Source organism: Candidatus Limimorpha sp. (genome assembly GCF_056203535.1).
Genome location: NZ_JBADWU010000105.1, coordinates 134,144 through 148,727 on the forward strand (window position 1 = coordinate 134,144; position 14,584 = coordinate 148,727).

Consider the following 14,584-nt stretch of genomic DNA (forward strand, 5'->3'; position numbering starts at 1 on the left):
AATGTACGGATTGAGTGACGAAACGGTGAAAGCCTTGTGCTCGGTGTTTGCCCGCTACGACAATATCGAGAAAGTGCTGCTTTTCGGGTCGCGGGCAAAAGGCAATTTCCGTGAAGGTTCTGATATTGACTTGGCTTTGTTCGGGAAAGACATCACCTTTAGCCAGATTTTGGACATCAAAGTCAGGATTGAGGACTTGGCTTTGCTGTATTCCGTTGATTTGGTGAATTTTGAAAAATATAAAGACTATCCGATAGGAGAGCATATCCTTAGGGTGGGACAACCTTTTTATACTGCATGATATGGACGGACTTTCAATCATATTAATCATTGTATCCATTCTGTTGATTCTGGTGGGTTTGGTCGGGGCAGTCGTTCCTGGCATTGCCGGAACGCCTATCAGTTTTCTTGGTTTGCTGGCTTTGTCGTTTGTCGATGGCATTGATTATTCCACGCGCTTTCTCGTCATTATGGGCATTATCGGAGCCATCGTCTTCACGCTCGATTATGTCGTTCCGGTGTGGGGAACGAAGAAATTCGGCGGCACAAAAGCTGGCGTGCGCGGCAGTACTATCGGCTTGATTTTAGGCCTTTTGATAACGCTGTTTTTCCCCATCGGATTTATTGCGGTGCTGGCTGGCCCGTTTATTGGGGCTTACATCGGCGAGAAAAACAACGGCACGCCCGACAATCTGGCATGGCGCTCAGCCTTCGGCTCTTTTGTCGGTTTCTTGGCTGGCACATTCGTTAAGATTGTCTACGGCTGCGTGTGTATTTTCTATGTGGTGAAGGACTTGGTGGGGCTGATTTGAAAATGGATTATTCCTCCAAGCCATGCATTTTTGCTTTCCTTCTTTCTTCTTTTTGTTCCTGTCTAAGATAGGCTTTGAATTTCCTATTCATTACTCTTTGGTGATGCCTGTTATACCATGCGCTATTTTCGAATTTAAATTTCTGATAGTTAATATCGAATTGTATGACGGTATTTGGCAATAGTTTTTTTATGGCTTTCTTTTCAGCCCGAGAAGGCTCTACATCGAAGATGATAGTGTCAATTGTGGTTGTTATTTCATTTGGCATATTGGTGACAGTCCTATAGGCAGGTTTTCTTGAAACTAATTCTCGATGTTTATTCTCAATATTTAATATGTTGATGCTATCCAAGCCTTCAATGTATTCGTAGAAACAGTTGTCTTTATCAACACTAACACTGACAATTAGAGAAGAATCGTTTTTTAGAGCGTATCTTATATCACGGGATAAAACACTCAAATTGGTATGACCTTTCTGATAACAAGCAGTGTTAATATAAATTCTTCTAGTTTGTTTATACCAGTTCAGAATCTTGTTCCGCTCTTCAGTGCTGATAGCCCCGTATATACTTAATTCATCAATTTTTTTCGTTTCCATCCATTCTGGCATGTAAACACTGTCCATGAACCTTAGATTTAGCGAGTGGAAATAATCAAATCGGTTGAGCACATCGGGCACGTCCTTAATGACAAGAGTGCCCCAGCCATGTTCGGTTGCATTTTTTATTTTATTGTAATCCAGGTTGTTGTTGTCAATTTTGCGTTTAACAAACCATCCAATCTTTGGCGTTAAGGCGAAGTCGGAATTGCTCTGTTCTAAACCGATGAAACCGGCACAAAGTTCCACCATGGTTTCCTCACCGGTCGAAATATTAATCACTCTGACATCGGCTGAGGCAAGTTCACTGGGAAGGGTAGTTATAATCTTGTTGTCAGGAATACTTTTGAAATAGGTACGTTTACCAATTGCATTGTAAGGGAAAAATTTGATAATCCATCCGTCAATGAGGTTGGGAGCGAGGTAGCCTTCTTGTGAATGTGTCCTGAACATGGCTTTCCAAAAATCTGTGTCGATGTTGCCTTTGGATGCCTCGATGAATTGTTTAAGGATGGGCTTTAATTCGTCAATCCACCAATCCAGTTGATATTGGCTAAGGAAAACGGCCTTGTCATAGACTTTCTGCCAGTCGTCTGGAGTGCCCAAAAGTGTGATTTCGGGAATGCCGCATCCAACAACAGGGTAAACGTAATCAAAAAAGTTTTGTACGGCTTCCATCAGGGTAACTTCGGTGGCAATCAGTTCGGTAGACGTTGTAGTGGAAAAATCGGCCATGATGGTTTCGGCAAGGTCGCCTTTGGTATTTTCCTTGATTTGTTGCGTGAACTGAGGAATAGCATTCGCCCAATTGATTTGCTTTATGTCTTCTTCTCCATTGCTTACCACTAACGACATTCTTCCTTCAAAATCAACAATTTGGTCTCTCAATTCCTCGGAGTTCGCGTTGACATGTTGCGAAAAGCCTTGGCAGATGAGCAGCCAAATCATATCGGGCGAAAGCACGAAAGGACGGTGGTGGATGAAGGCTTCATACATTCCATTGAAGAAGGGGTGCGTGTCGTAAAAAAAGACAAGCGAGTCGGGAATGTCGCAGTTGGCTAACAAAAGGTCTTCCTTCTCAATATCAGAAATTGAAATTCTTGAGGTTTTTGCGGCCAAATAGTCAATAACCCTCTGACTGTCGGTCAGGTCAAGCAGCGCTTCTGGCTTGCTCAATTCTTCGACCTTGAATGTAATTCCGTTCTGGGCAAATGAAAACAAAAAGTTGAATGTGATAAACAAGGTAATAAATATCTTTTTCATAGCAATTTATAATTAGAGTTTCGTCGGCAAATATAGGTAAAAAGAAATAAACTCCAACTGCACGCGAAAAATTCTTATCTTCGCAGTCCGATATTTAAGCAATCAAAATGACAAACGACGAACTGAAACAAAAAGCCACTCACATCCGCGAACTGATTCTGACTTCCCTGACGGAAGCAGGTTCGGGTCATACGGGTGGTTCAATGGATTTGGTGGATATTTTCACGGTATTGTATTTCAATCATTTGCGTCACAAACCCGACAATCCGAAATGGGAAGACCGCGACAAGGTGATTCTTTCCATCGGACATACGGCGCCGGTCTTGTATGCGACTTTGGCGGTTGCGGGTTATTTCCCCGAAGCGGAAATGATGACCTTGCGCAAAATGGGAAGCCGTTTGCAGGGACATCCGAGTTATGAGTTCCAACTGCCTGGTTTGGAGTCTTGTTCGGGTTCTTTAGGACAAGGTCTGGGCGTGGCTTTGGGCATGGCATTGGCAGCCAAGATGGATGGCAAGCCAAACCGCGTGTTCTGCATCATGGGCGATGGCGAGCAGCAGGAAGGAAGCGTGTGGGAATCGGCAATGGCGGCGGCACATCACAAAACGGATAACCTTTGCGCCATCATCGACAGAAACCGCCTCCAGATTGACGGCGGAACGGAGCGAGTCATGGCCATCGACCCGCTGAAAGACAAATGGTTGGCTTTCGGCTGGAATGCCATTGAAATTGATGGCCACGACCTGAGCCAAATCAAGATGGCTTTGGATATGGCCGACAAGATGCAAGGCAAGCCGACGGTCATCATTGCCGATACCGTGATGGGCAAAGGCGTGAAATCCATCGAAGACAACAACAAATGGCACGGCAAAGTGCCGACAAAAGAACAATTGGGAGGATTTATTGATGAACTATATTAATAAGGGAAATAAAGCCACGAAAACGGGTTTCGGCGAAGGCGTTTTGGCGGCAGCTCAGGCCAATCCAAATGTCGTCGGACTTGGTGCCGACATCACCGCATCGGTTGGCATGAATCTTTTTGCAGAGGCGTTCCCTGTGCGTTTCTTCTCGATGGGCATTGCCGAGCAGGATTGCGTGGCGACGGCTGCGGGTCTTGCCTTGAGTGGCAAGGTGCCTGTGTTCAGCACATACGGCGTTTTTGCCGCACATCGTGCCAACGACCAAATCCGTATTTCGGTGTGTTACAACAATGTACACGTCATCATCGGTGGTGCTCATGCTGGCGTTTCGGTCGGTCCCGATGGTGCAACGCATCAGGCTTTGGAAGACATCGCCACGATGCGCGTATTGCCCAACTTGACCGTGATTTCGCCTTGCGATGCCACGCAGACCAAAATCGCGGTGCAAAAAGCCATCAATGAACTCGATGGACCGGTTTATATCCGTTTTGGCCGTGAGGCTGTGCCGGATTTCACCGATGAGAATCAGGACTTTGAAATCGGCAAGGCGCAAGTGTTGCGCGAAGGCCGTCAGATAACTATCGTTGCTACGGGCCACGAAGTGTGGGAAACCTTGAAAGCCGCTGATATGTTAGAGACGATGGGACTTTCCGCTAAGGTTATCAATATGCACACTATCAAGCCTTTGGATGGTGATATTTTGCTGAAGGCGGCAACGGAAACCCGAATGATTTTCACTGTTGAGGAGCATCAGATTGCTGGCGGTTTGGGTAGTGCCGTAGCGGAATTTTTGGCTGAGCATCACCCGATTCGTGTGGTGCGCATCGGCATGAATGACCGTTTTGGCGAGTCGGGACAGGCCTCGGCTTTAGTACATAAATACAACCTCGACGCGGCAGGTATTCTGAACCGTATCGTTTACGAATCGTCACGCGACGACCTAAGCATGTTTATTCCTAAAATGGGGAAGCCTTTCCCGACTTATCCGCGTAAACTTTACACCAGCAAGGAACTTTATGCCGGTTACGATTATCATGACGAGTCGACTTTTGAAACGTGTTATGATACAAAGGTTTATCGTCATTATCTCAACTTTGGAAAACAGGATGTCATGGATGTGCGTGAGACTTTGGCACGCTCGTTACATGATCATTTTATTTCTTATAGCCTTCATCAGCTGCTTGATATTTATGAAGAAAAAATGGTTGTCGGCCTTATGGGCGGCCATGCCAAACGCCGCGATGATCCTGATTATCGGCAGATTGTGTTTTTAAGCAAAAAGCTCACCGAAATGGGTCGTCTGATGGTTACAGGCGGAGGCCCTGGCGCTATGGAAGCCACGCATCTTGGCGCATGGATGGCGGGTAGGAGCGATGAGGAAGTCAATGAGGCTGTTGATATGCTGATGCCGTCGCCTACGTTTAAGGATGAAGGCTGGCTTCGTCGCTCGTTTGAGGTGATGGAACGTTTCCCATTGCAGACAAATTACCGTAGTCTTGCCATCCCGACTTGGTTCTACGGTCATGAACCAACCGCACCTTTTGCCACGCATATTGCAAAATATTTCGACAACAGTGTGCGCGAAGATGGCATTGTCACCATTGCCATGGGTGGCATCATCTACACGCCGGGCAGTGCGGGCACCATGCAGGAAATCTTTCAGGATGCCGTGCAAAACCATTATGAGACACTGGGGTATGCCAGCCCGATGATTTTCATGGGCAAGGATTATTTCACGAATTGTCTGCCTGCCTACAAGTTCCTGAAAACCATGAGTGAAAAGGGATTGTACAACAACATGTATCTTACCATTAGCGATGATAACGATGAAATCATTGATGCCCTCGTGAAGTTTAAGGAAGCTGATGAGCATTAACAAAAAAACACTATTGCTTAAAAAAAACGACTGCAATGTGTTGAATTATAAAAAATTACGCCATAACAAAATATCAGTTTACTGATTTGGCAAAGACATTATGATTCATCAATTTTTGGATAAAAACATGGAGACGTTTCCTGAAACGTCTCTATATGTTTTTATTAGAATCAGGAGAATCTGTAAATTGGAAGCATAAAACACTTGTAATCAACAGCTAAAAGAATCATCAACCACAATGATATGATTTCTATTAATTTCTCTTGAAAAGCATTAAATGGTCAACGGAAACCATGGCCGCCAAAGCCTCAACCAGAACAGCGGCCCTTGGAACGGCACACACATCGTGACGACCTTTTATTAAAAGAGTACGCTCCTTCCCTACTTCATCGACTGTTTGCTGAGGCAAAGCAATTGACGGAATCGGCTTGAAAGCCACATTGAAACTCACCGTTTCGCCATTCGTGATGCCACCCTGAATGCCGCCCGAATGATTGGTCAACGCATGGATTTTCCCATCCTCACAGACAAAAACATCGTTACATTCCGAACCTTTCATAGCTGCCATGGCAAAACCATCGCCATACTCAAAGCCTTTCACGGCAGGAATGCTGAACATGGCCGCTGCCAAATCAGCCTGAAACTTGTGGAACATCGGTTCGCCCAAACCAGCAGGCAAATTCTGAATATCGCAATGGATTATGCCGCCAACCGAATCACCATTTTTCCGAGCCTGTTCCACATCACCCATTGAGGCGATTTCCGCATGAATGGTAATTTTCTTCTCCAACAGCAATTGTTTTGCGATTGCGCCGGCAACCACAATCGGCAAAGTGCAACGTGCCGAAGCACGGCCACCGCCACGCCAGTCACGGATGCCGTATTTCTGCTGATAGGTGAAATCGGCATGTGAAGGACGGAAAACATTTTTTAGGTCGTCATAATCAGACGACTTGCAGTCTGTGTTTCTGACCAAAAATGCAATCGGTGTGCCCAAAGTAACGCCATCAAGTATGCCGGAAAGAAACTCCACCCTATCGGCTTCCTTACGTTGCGAATCGGTTTGCGTTTGTGCGGTTGACCTACGTTTCAGTTCGCTTTCAATCAGGCCGAAATCGATTTTAAGTCTTGACGGGCAGCCGTCAATCACGCCGCCGACGGCCGCTCCGTGCGATTCGCCGAAAGTGGTCAATGTGAAAAGATTTCCTATCGTGTTTGCATTCATGCGGCAAAAATAATAAAAGCTGCCGATTTTGCGACAGCTTATTGAGTGAAAAACAACTGTCCGACAACAAGTCGTCAGGATCCGAAACATGGATTGAGTCATTCTGCAAGCGCGTGTTGGGCACTTTTTCAACCGTCCACACTTGTTGGGCGAAAGAATATACTGGCAATAGCAGAAAAAGCAATGCCAGCAGGCTGATTCGGTTTGTTGAAGCTTTCATTTTGAGCAGCAAAAGCACCCCTTTCGAGGTGCTTTTTTGAGTTGATGACATGTAAACTATTAATCTTCAGCGATTTTCAGCTTGGCTTCAAGCACCTTGAGGTCACTCTTGGCCTTGTTGATCTTCTTTTCGTATTCGGCACGCATCAGTTCCGAGTTCTTGCTGTTGGAGAAGAAACCGATGTTGTTTTCCAACACAGCGATTTCGTCACGCAGTTTCTGAATCCTGTTCTGCAAATTGGTGCGTTCTCTTCTCACCTTGTCGTGACCTTCCGGATCATCCTTCAAGCCAGCCATCATTTCGCGGTATTCGTTGGTCGAAGCTTCGTCCTGATTCTTTCTCATGGTATCGAAGAAACCATCGATGAGACCTCTGAATTCCTTATTAATGGCATCCTTGACTTTCATCGGAACGTGACCAATTTCGAGCCAACGGCGCTGGAAACCTTTCAGGGCTTCCATGTTCTCGTTACGGCTTGTGCCCAGTTCAAATGCTTTCACTTCTTCGAGAAGTGCTTTCTTAGCTTCAAGGTTAGCATCTTCTTCACCTCTCAAACCACTGAAATGTTCTGACTTACGGTTGAAGAAAGCATCGCAGGCAGCGCGGAAACGCTTCCAAATCTTGTCGGCATGACGCTTCGGAACTGGACCGATGGTCTTCCATTCTTCCTGCAATTTCTTCAGTTGTTCGGAAGCCTTCTTCCATTCCGTCGATTCCATAAGTCCTTCTGCCTCAATGCAGATTTGGGTCTTACGTTCGAGGTTTTCGGTCTGTTGGTCTTTCAAGGTTGAGAAATACTCCTTTTTTTGGGCGAAGAAACTGTCCATGGCCGATTTAAAGCGAGTCCAGACTTCTTCGTTTTCCTTCTTGGCGGCTGGACCGACAGTCTTCCAAACCTGGAACAATTCCGTCAATTCCGTCGATTTCTTCTGCCAAGCGTTGATACTGTTATATTCGCCATTTACAATCTCCTCGGCTTTTTCACAAAGAGCGGTCTTTGTCTGGAAATTACCGTTCTGTTCCTCGGCAATCTTTGCGAAATGATCCCTGCGGATTTGGTTTATCTTGTCGGTGGCAGCCTTGAAGCGTTCCCAGATTTCGTCTTTCTTTTCCTGCGGCACTGGACCAATTTCCTTCCACTGTTCGTGCAGTTTCTGCAATTCCTGGAATGCCTTTGTCAGCGACTTTTCGTTCAGCAGTTCTTCCGCCTTTTCGCAAAGGTCGACTTTCAGATCAAGGTTCTTCTTCATGTCAAGGTCGCGCAACTCACGGCCAATTCTTACCTTATCAAAGAACTGTTCGACAAGGAAATGATATGTATTCCAAAGATTTGCATTCTCGGTTGCCGGCACCTGACCGATTTCCTTCCAACGGTCTTGCAAAGCGCGGAATTCATCGTATGTCTTCTTCAGCGATTCATCGGAAGCAATCATTTGCTTGAGGTCTTCAAGCAGAGCCTGTTTCTTGGCGAGGTTTTCAAGTTTCTGAGCCTCAAGAAGTTCGTTCTGATGGGCTTTGTTTGACTTATAAATGCCGAAAGCCTCATTGAAACGGGTTTCAAAGGCATCTTCAGCATGACGGAAAGCATCCATTTCGCCACCGCCCTGAAGGAACTGCTCGATTTCGCGGTCCAGGTCTTCCTTGTTCAACTTATTAAAATGAATTCTGATGGCTGCGACTTTATCCTTAATCTTCGCCAAATCCACTTCCTTGACGGTTTCTTCAAGCATTTCAACGAGTTGCTCTTTCGTTAGGCCTTCAAGATTGAAATCCGTTTCAAGAGCGGCTTCATCTTCTTCGGCTTCAGTCAGTTCGAGCATTGGAAGTTCTTCTTCCTGACTGACTAAAGTTGAAACCTTCACATCGACCTGTCCAGGCAAGATGCTGGATTGGATTAATTCGACGATTTTTTCTTTTTCGTTACCATCAATGGCGTTTTTCAGTTCATTCTCAACATTCTGATTCTGAATGTTTTGATTCAATTGTTCATTGTTTTCCATATCAATTCATTTTAGTATTATCAAGGAATAATCCTGACATAAGTTGTTCAAATAAGTGCGCAAATATAAGAAGTTTTATCAAGCAAAAAGAAAAAATCATTTTTTTGGTAATTATTTATTTATGCCGCTCCAAGCCATAACAAACCAGCCAATCTTACATTTGCACCGTCTACACCTTTATTTATAAAAGGAAGTGAGCAAAATTAGTTTACATTCTGAATCAACGGTTATGGGTGATTCTGACGCTTAGACATTTGGACATTTGGACGCTTTGGGCATTAAGACAATTTACTGACTGATAACCGATAACCAATTCATGTTGCAATTTAATTTTGAACAGTTACCTTATAAGTAATTGTTCAAACCATAGCTTCAATTTAGATTTCAGGGCTGCGAGATTCCGCTCACTGAAATTATCGGATAGGCTAACCGCATTCCAGTGACCTTGCCGCCTCGTATCCAAAGTCCGAAACTAACTGCCAACAGACAATTTTACACCAAGAAGTGGGAAAATGTTTTCCATCACCAGCAATAAAACAAGCTAATTGACATGCTTTCATCAGGCTTTTCGTTGAACAAATTAACGCTAAAGCCACGAAAACATCGATTTATGCAAAACAAAGCGGATTTTCTTCAATTTTCAATTCACTGATTAACAACGAATAAATAAGTTTTTCAAAAAAAAATAATAAAAATGCTTGGAGGTAAAGGAAAAAAGCCTACTTTTGCACTCGCAATTCAGACCTGGAGAGGTGGGTGAGTGGCTGAAACCAACAGTTTGCTAAACTGTCGTATCCCGCAAGGGGTACCGGGGGTTCGAATCCCCCCTTCTCCGCTGGAACTTTGAAATCGGGGTATGGCGCAGTCCGGCTAGCGCACCTGCTTTGGGAGCAGGGGGTCGAAGGTTCGAATCCTTTTGCCCCGACAATGAAAATCAAGGAGTTACGAAAGTGACTCCTTTTTTTCGTTCATACCATTTGCCCATACGATTGGGGAAAACTGGACACACAGAAAATAAAGATTTAAAGCTGGCGTACTATCAGCATGAGGAGAACGCTGCTCTGGCCAAGGCTGATATGGAAGAGTTCGCGTTACAGTACACCATAGAAATCCGACAGGCGAACCCAATCATCGGAGGTATGAAGATGTGGCACATGTATCGCAAGGTGTTCAGCTTCGGCAATGCGAGAAACTTGTGTCCTAATAAGAAATCCGCCTGATTGCTCAAGCGGATTCCTTTTTGTATTCTTACTTATGAATGAATTACAAGACTTAGTATGCCTTGGCGAAATAGACGCGCATCTTGGCCGGTTTGCCGGAATAGACATCCACGCCTTCTTCTTCCTTGACATCCAATGGAATGAATCGCAAAGTGGCCTTAGTTTCTTCCTTAATCTTCAGTTCGGTTTCGGTGGTGCCATCCCAGAAAGCGTGTACGAAACCACCCTTCTCCACCTGAGCCTTGAATTCGTCCCAAGTGTTGACATCGAAAGTGTGTTCGTTGCGGTAAGTCAAAGCCTTCTGATAAAGATTACTTTGGATGACATCCATCAGTTCGACGACATGAGCATCGATACCTGCAAAGGCAACCGATTCCTTAGTCATGGTGTCGCGGCGAGCCAGTTCGACAGTGCCGTTTTCCACATCGCGAGGGCCGACTGCCAAACGAACCGGAACGCCCTTGAGTTCCCACTCGTGGAACTTGAAACCAGGCTTCTGGGTGTCGCGGTCATCATATTTCACGCGCAAGCCCTTGGCTTCCAGCTGAGCCTTGATTTCGAGGCAACGGCTGTTGACCTTTTCGCGTTCTTCATCGGTCTTGTAAATCGGGACGATAACAACCTGAATAGGAGCGATTTTTGGAGGCAGCACAAGGCCATCGTCATCGGAATGCGACATGATGAGCGCACCCATCAGACGGGTTGAAACGCCCCATGACGTAGCCCAAACATATTCCAATTTGTTTTCCTTGTTGAGGAACTTCACATCGAAAGCCTTAGCGAAATTCTGACCCAGGAAGTGAGAAGTGCCAGCCTGCAAAGCCTTGCCGTCCTGCATCATGGCTTCGATGCAATAGGTATTCAAGGCACCTGCAAAACGCTCATTAGCTGACTTAACACCCTGATAAACAGGAATTGCCAGCCACTTTTCAGCAAACTCGGTGTAAACGCCCAACATTTTCTTTGCTTCGATTTCAGCTTCTTCCATGGTAGCGTGAGCCGTATGGCCTTCCTGCCAAAGAAACTCAGCCGTGCGAAGGAACAGGCGGGTACGCATTTCCCAACGCACCACGTTAGCCCACTGATTGCAGAGAATCGGGAGGTCGCGGTAACTCTTAATCCAGTTGCGGTAAGTGTCCCAAATGATGGTTTCGGAAGTCGGGCGAACGATAAGTTCCTCTTCCAGTTTGGCCGACGGGTCGACCACAACGCCGTTGCCATTCGGGTCGTTCATCAGGCGGTGGTGAGTCACCACGGCACATTCCTTGGCGAAACCTTCAACGTGATCGGCTTCACGGCTGAAGAAACTCTTAGGGATAAACAGCGGGAAATAAGCGTTGACATGGCCCGTTTCCTTGAACATCTTGTCGAGGGCATCATGTATGAATTCCCAAATTGCGTAGCCGTAAGGTTTGATTACCATACAGCCTCTAACGGCCGATTGTTCAGCCAAATCAGCCTTGACCACGAGGTCGTTGTACCATTGCGAATAATTTTCTTCGCGAGTCGTTAATTCTTTTGCCATTTTGGTATAGTATTTGTATATTTTTATCTAAATTTGCGACTGCAAAAGTAATAAAAATAGGTGACAATAAATAAATCTCAATAAAATGAAAGTCTTCAGATTAATCCCAATGCTTGTAATGCTCGCTCTCGTGGGCTGTTCGGGAAAGAAAAACCTTGTGCAAGACGATGTGTATTATTCGCCTTACAATAGCAACGACAACAGCAAGTTAGTCAGCTCAGGCAATGGCTCTTACGTCAACTCAAGCATCAGCAAGAATTCGGAATACGACTATCAGAAGTACTATTCCGACAGCAAAAATTACGTTTCGGACACCGACCCAGTTTATCAAACCACCGAAACCGTAACCGACACTAATGGTGTTGTCTACACGACAACCGAAACCTATTACGATGCTGATTTTGCAGCCCGTATCAAGCGTTTCGGTTCTTCGGCCTCAAAAAACGTCGACTATTACGATGATTATTACACCAGCGGCGGCGACACCTACATTTACGTCAACAACTACGATCCTTGGTATTGGCCTGTACGTCCATACATTTCCATCTATTGGGATCCGTTCTACCATCCTTTCTATTGGGACTGCTGGTGCTGCGGCCCATACTGGTATCGTCCTTACTATAGCTGGGGATGGTACGACTATGGCTGGCATCGTCCTTACTATTACCACGACTATCATCCTTACTATGGTGGAGGCATGGGCGGATATGTTGCAAGTGTCAGACACCGTGGCAATAACACTCCTGGTTCACTCAGTTACCGCACACAACAACAGACTAACGGCAGAAACCAAGCAAGCGTTTCCGGCAGACCAACATCTGGCGGAGCCTCTGGCAGACCTACCGTCAACGGAGCCACAACAAGACCGACCGCTGGCGTTTCTGGAAGAGTTGGCGCAACAACCCGTCCATCGGCAAGCGCATCAAGCTCACGTCCAACCGTATCGTCGCGTCCAGGACAAAGCGGCAACAGCTCTCGCCCGACGGTATCATCGCGACCAGGACAAAGCGGCAGCAACGCACGCCCAAGCAACGGCAATAGCAGTAGCAGCCGTCAATCGTACACCTCGCCAAGCAACAGCCGTCCATCACGTTCAAGTTCGGAATATGTACGTCCACAATCAAGCAGCCGTCCTTCATCAAGCGGCACCAACCGTTCGACATACAACTCCGGCAACAGCCGTTCATCGTCAAGCAGCTACAACAGAAGCGGCAACTCTTCAAGAGGTTCCTCCTACTCAAGTGGAAGCCGCAGTTCAAGCTCAAGTCACAGTGGAGGCAGCCGTAGTTCAGGCTCAAGTTTTGGCGGAGGTAGCCGAGGTGGATCAAGCCACAGCGGTGGCGGTGGCGGTCGCAGCGGAGGAGGAAGAAGATAAATAGTTTGTTACAAATTGATAAGAATAACCGAGAAAAGACTACCTTTGCAATCTCAAGGGTAGTCTTTTTTGAATTATGAAACACACCTTATTTATATTATCAACAGCTTTTTCGGTCATTACGGCTTTCGGTCAAGGCAGCGATGACGCCAGAATCTTTTCCCAGACATTTTATCAAGGAACCGCCAAATCAATGGCCTTAGGTGGTGCAATGGGCGCAATTGGAGCCGACATGACCGCCATTTGCATCAATCCTGCCGGAATGGGCGTTTACCGCAGCAACGAGCTGGCTATGAGCATGGGATTGACCGATAATACAAGCCAATCAACCTATTACGGCAACAAGGAAAGCCTGCAAAGCAAAGCCATTGTGAACATTCCGAATATCGGTTATGTATCCACCAAAGAAAAAAGCAACTACGGCAAGTTGCGTTTCACACAATTCGGCATCAGCCTAAACCGAACCAACGACTACAACAGCATTGCTTTTGCTTCGGGTTTCAATCCTAACAGCTCGTTGATGGACAATTATCTTGGGCAAATTCCACAAGATTACAATCCGGATTATTTCAGAGACGACTTCCCCTACACCTTATATCCTGCGTGGGAAGCTATGCTTTTAGATATTTTCAATGACACTTTATCCTCTCCCGTTCCTCAAGGCAATATCCAGCAAGAGCAAACGAAATCATTCAAAGGCCGTTCAGAAGAATGGACATTCGCTTTCAGCGCGAACTATAGTGAACGCTTTTTCATTGGCGCCAGCTTAGGCCTCGACCACATCAAACGCACTGGAACCAAAATACACACTGAATTCACTACCGAAGCTTCACCCGAAACCAGTTTTCAGGAGTTGGATTTCACCGAAAACATCACTTCAAACGCATGGGGCGTAAACCTGAAATTGGGAGTCATCTATTACCTGACAACATGGATGCGAATTGGAGCATCTTATCACACCCCTACCCTTTTCAGTTTCGACGAATCGTGGAAAACCATCACGGAAGCCTATTACACGCCCGACGATTACTATAGCAATTACTACTATAAGCCATCACTGATTTCAGAATACAATTATGATTTCCTTTCGCCTCAGAAATTCATCGGAAGCTTGGCTTTCATCATCAATCATCGCGGCCTCATTTCCATTGATGCCGATGTGATGAATTACCGCAGGGCGAAATTCGATTGCAAGGATTTCGACTATTCTTTTGTCAACCAGGAAATCAAAGACATTTACAAGACCACTCTCAATTTTCGGCTTGGCACGGAATGGCAATACAAAAACGTGTATTTCAGAGGCGGATGCGCCTATTACGGCAGTCCTTTCGGCTTCGGAGAAATGGATAATAGCGTGAAAAAAGCCTCATGCGGTTTAGGAATCCAACTCAACGAAGGCGTGCTTTTCGATTTCGCCTACGAATTCAGCCATGGAAAACAGCAATATGTGCTTTATGCCTATGATGACATCGAACCTGTTTGCCAAACACTCAACCGGCACGCCTTTGTCGCCACGATGAAAGTGAAATTCTGATCTTCAAACGACGGTT

At 45.8% G+C, this 14,584-nt stretch carries 10 protein-coding genes and 2 tRNA genes; 8 read left to right on the forward strand and 4 right to left on the reverse strand.

Going from position 1 to position 14,584, the window contains the following annotated elements:
- The first annotated feature begins 1 nt into the window (after nucleotide 1).
- Together AC06MN_RS12865 and AC06MN_RS12870 are read left to right on the forward strand one after the other, a co-directional pair.
- Complete coding sequence (locus tag AC06MN_RS12865; RefSeq protein ID WP_475672789.1) at nucleotides 2-301, forward strand: nucleotidyltransferase domain-containing protein; 300 nt, start codon at nucleotides 2-4, stop codon at nucleotides 299-301.
- A 1-nt stretch (nucleotide 302) separates the two neighbouring features.
- Entirely contained in the window at nucleotides 303-812 is a 510-nt protein-coding gene (locus AC06MN_RS12870; protein ID WP_475672790.1) for a DUF456 domain-containing protein, read from the forward strand.
- A gap of 7 nt (nucleotides 813-819) precedes the next feature.
- Here AC06MN_RS12870 and AC06MN_RS12875 read toward each other — a convergent pair whose 3' ends face one another.
- The gene (locus AC06MN_RS12875) at nucleotides 820-2,673 is read right to left on the reverse strand and encodes a DUF4419 domain-containing protein (RefSeq protein WP_475672791.1); all 1,854 of its coding nucleotides are present in this window, start codon (nucleotides 2,671-2,673) and stop codon (nucleotides 820-822) included.
- Between the two features lie 107 nt (nucleotides 2,674-2,780).
- Between AC06MN_RS12875 and AC06MN_RS12880 the strand changes: the two genes are divergently transcribed.
- Nucleotides 2,781-3,593: a transketolase gene (locus tag AC06MN_RS12880; RefSeq protein ID WP_475672792.1), complete on the forward strand. Its 813-nt coding sequence runs from the start codon at nucleotides 2,781-2,783 to the stop codon at nucleotides 3,591-3,593.
- Entirely contained in the window at nucleotides 3,580-5,469 is a 1,890-nt protein-coding gene (locus AC06MN_RS12885) for a transketolase C-terminal domain-containing protein (RefSeq protein ID WP_475672793.1), read from the forward strand. The genes AC06MN_RS12880 and AC06MN_RS12885 overlap by 14 nt, the downstream gene beginning before the upstream one ends.
- 253 nt (nucleotides 5,470-5,722) lie before the next feature.
- Here AC06MN_RS12885 and AC06MN_RS12890 read toward each other — a convergent pair whose 3' ends face one another.
- Nucleotides 5,723-6,694: a chorismate synthase gene (locus AC06MN_RS12890; RefSeq protein ID WP_475672794.1), complete on the reverse strand. Its 972-nt coding sequence runs from the start codon at nucleotides 6,692-6,694 to the stop codon at nucleotides 5,723-5,725.
- Nucleotides 6,695-6,973: 279 nt separating this feature from the next.
- A complete protein-coding gene (locus tag AC06MN_RS12895; RefSeq protein ID WP_475672795.1) occupies nucleotides 6,974-8,914 on the reverse strand; it encodes a DUF349 domain-containing protein in 1,941 nt (646 codons plus the stop codon).
- Between the two features lie 746 nt (nucleotides 8,915-9,660).
- On the opposite strand from AC06MN_RS12895, the gene AC06MN_RS12900 reads away from it, so the two are divergent.
- Nucleotides 9,661-9,749: transfer RNA gene (locus AC06MN_RS12900), tRNA-Ser, on the forward strand.
- Nucleotides 9,750-9,764: 15 nt separating this feature from the next.
- Nucleotides 9,765-9,839 (forward strand) — tRNA-Pro (locus AC06MN_RS12905).
- 347 nt (nucleotides 9,840-10,186) lie between these two features.
- On the opposite strand, the gene proS is transcribed toward AC06MN_RS12905, so the two are convergent.
- Nucleotides 10,187-11,659, reverse strand: a complete 1,473-nt coding sequence (proS, locus tag AC06MN_RS12910; protein WP_475672796.1) for a proline--tRNA ligase — start codon at nucleotides 11,657-11,659, stop codon at nucleotides 10,187-10,189.
- 85 nt (nucleotides 11,660-11,744) lie between these two features.
- Here proS and AC06MN_RS12915 point away from each other — a divergent pair, with 85 nt between their 5' ends.
- Together AC06MN_RS12915 and AC06MN_RS12920 are read left to right on the forward strand one after the other, a co-directional pair.
- Entirely contained in the window at nucleotides 11,745-13,034 is a 1,290-nt protein-coding gene (locus AC06MN_RS12915; protein ID WP_475672797.1) for a hypothetical protein, read from the forward strand.
- A 76-nt stretch (nucleotides 13,035-13,110) separates the two neighbouring features.
- Entirely contained in the window at nucleotides 13,111-14,568 is a 1,458-nt protein-coding gene (locus tag AC06MN_RS12920; protein ID WP_475672798.1) for an OmpP1/FadL family transporter, read from the forward strand.
- Nucleotides 14,569-14,584 lie beyond the last annotated feature (16 nt).

Coding starts and splice junctions, on each gene's coding strand:
- AC06MN_RS12865 (WP_475672789.1), top strand. CDS start 2: ATGTACGGATTGAGTGACGAAACGGTGAAAGCCTTGTGCTCGGTGTTT.
- AC06MN_RS12870 (WP_475672790.1), top strand. CDS start 303: ATGGACGGACTTTCAATCATATTAATCATTGTATCCATTCTGTTGATT.
- AC06MN_RS12875 (WP_475672791.1), bottom strand. CDS start 2,673: ATGAAAAAGATATTTATTACCTTGTTTATCACATTCAACTTTTTGTTT.
- AC06MN_RS12880 (WP_475672792.1), top strand. CDS start 2,781: ATGACAAACGACGAACTGAAACAAAAAGCCACTCACATCCGCGAACTG.
- AC06MN_RS12885 (WP_475672793.1), top strand. CDS start 3,580: ATGAACTATATTAATAAGGGAAATAAAGCCACGAAAACGGGTTTCGGC.
- AC06MN_RS12890 (WP_475672794.1), bottom strand. CDS start 6,694: ATGAATGCAAACACGATAGGAAATCTTTTCACATTGACCACTTTCGGC.
- AC06MN_RS12895 (WP_475672795.1), bottom strand. CDS start 8,914: ATGGAAAACAATGAACAATTGAATCAAAACATTCAGAATCAGAATGTT.
- proS (WP_475672796.1), bottom strand. CDS start 11,659: ATGGCAAAAGAATTAACGACTCGCGAAGAAAATTATTCGCAATGGTAC.
- AC06MN_RS12915 (WP_475672797.1), top strand. CDS start 11,745: ATGAAAGTCTTCAGATTAATCCCAATGCTTGTAATGCTCGCTCTCGTG.
- AC06MN_RS12920 (WP_475672798.1), top strand. CDS start 13,111: ATGAAACACACCTTATTTATATTATCAACAGCTTTTTCGGTCATTACG.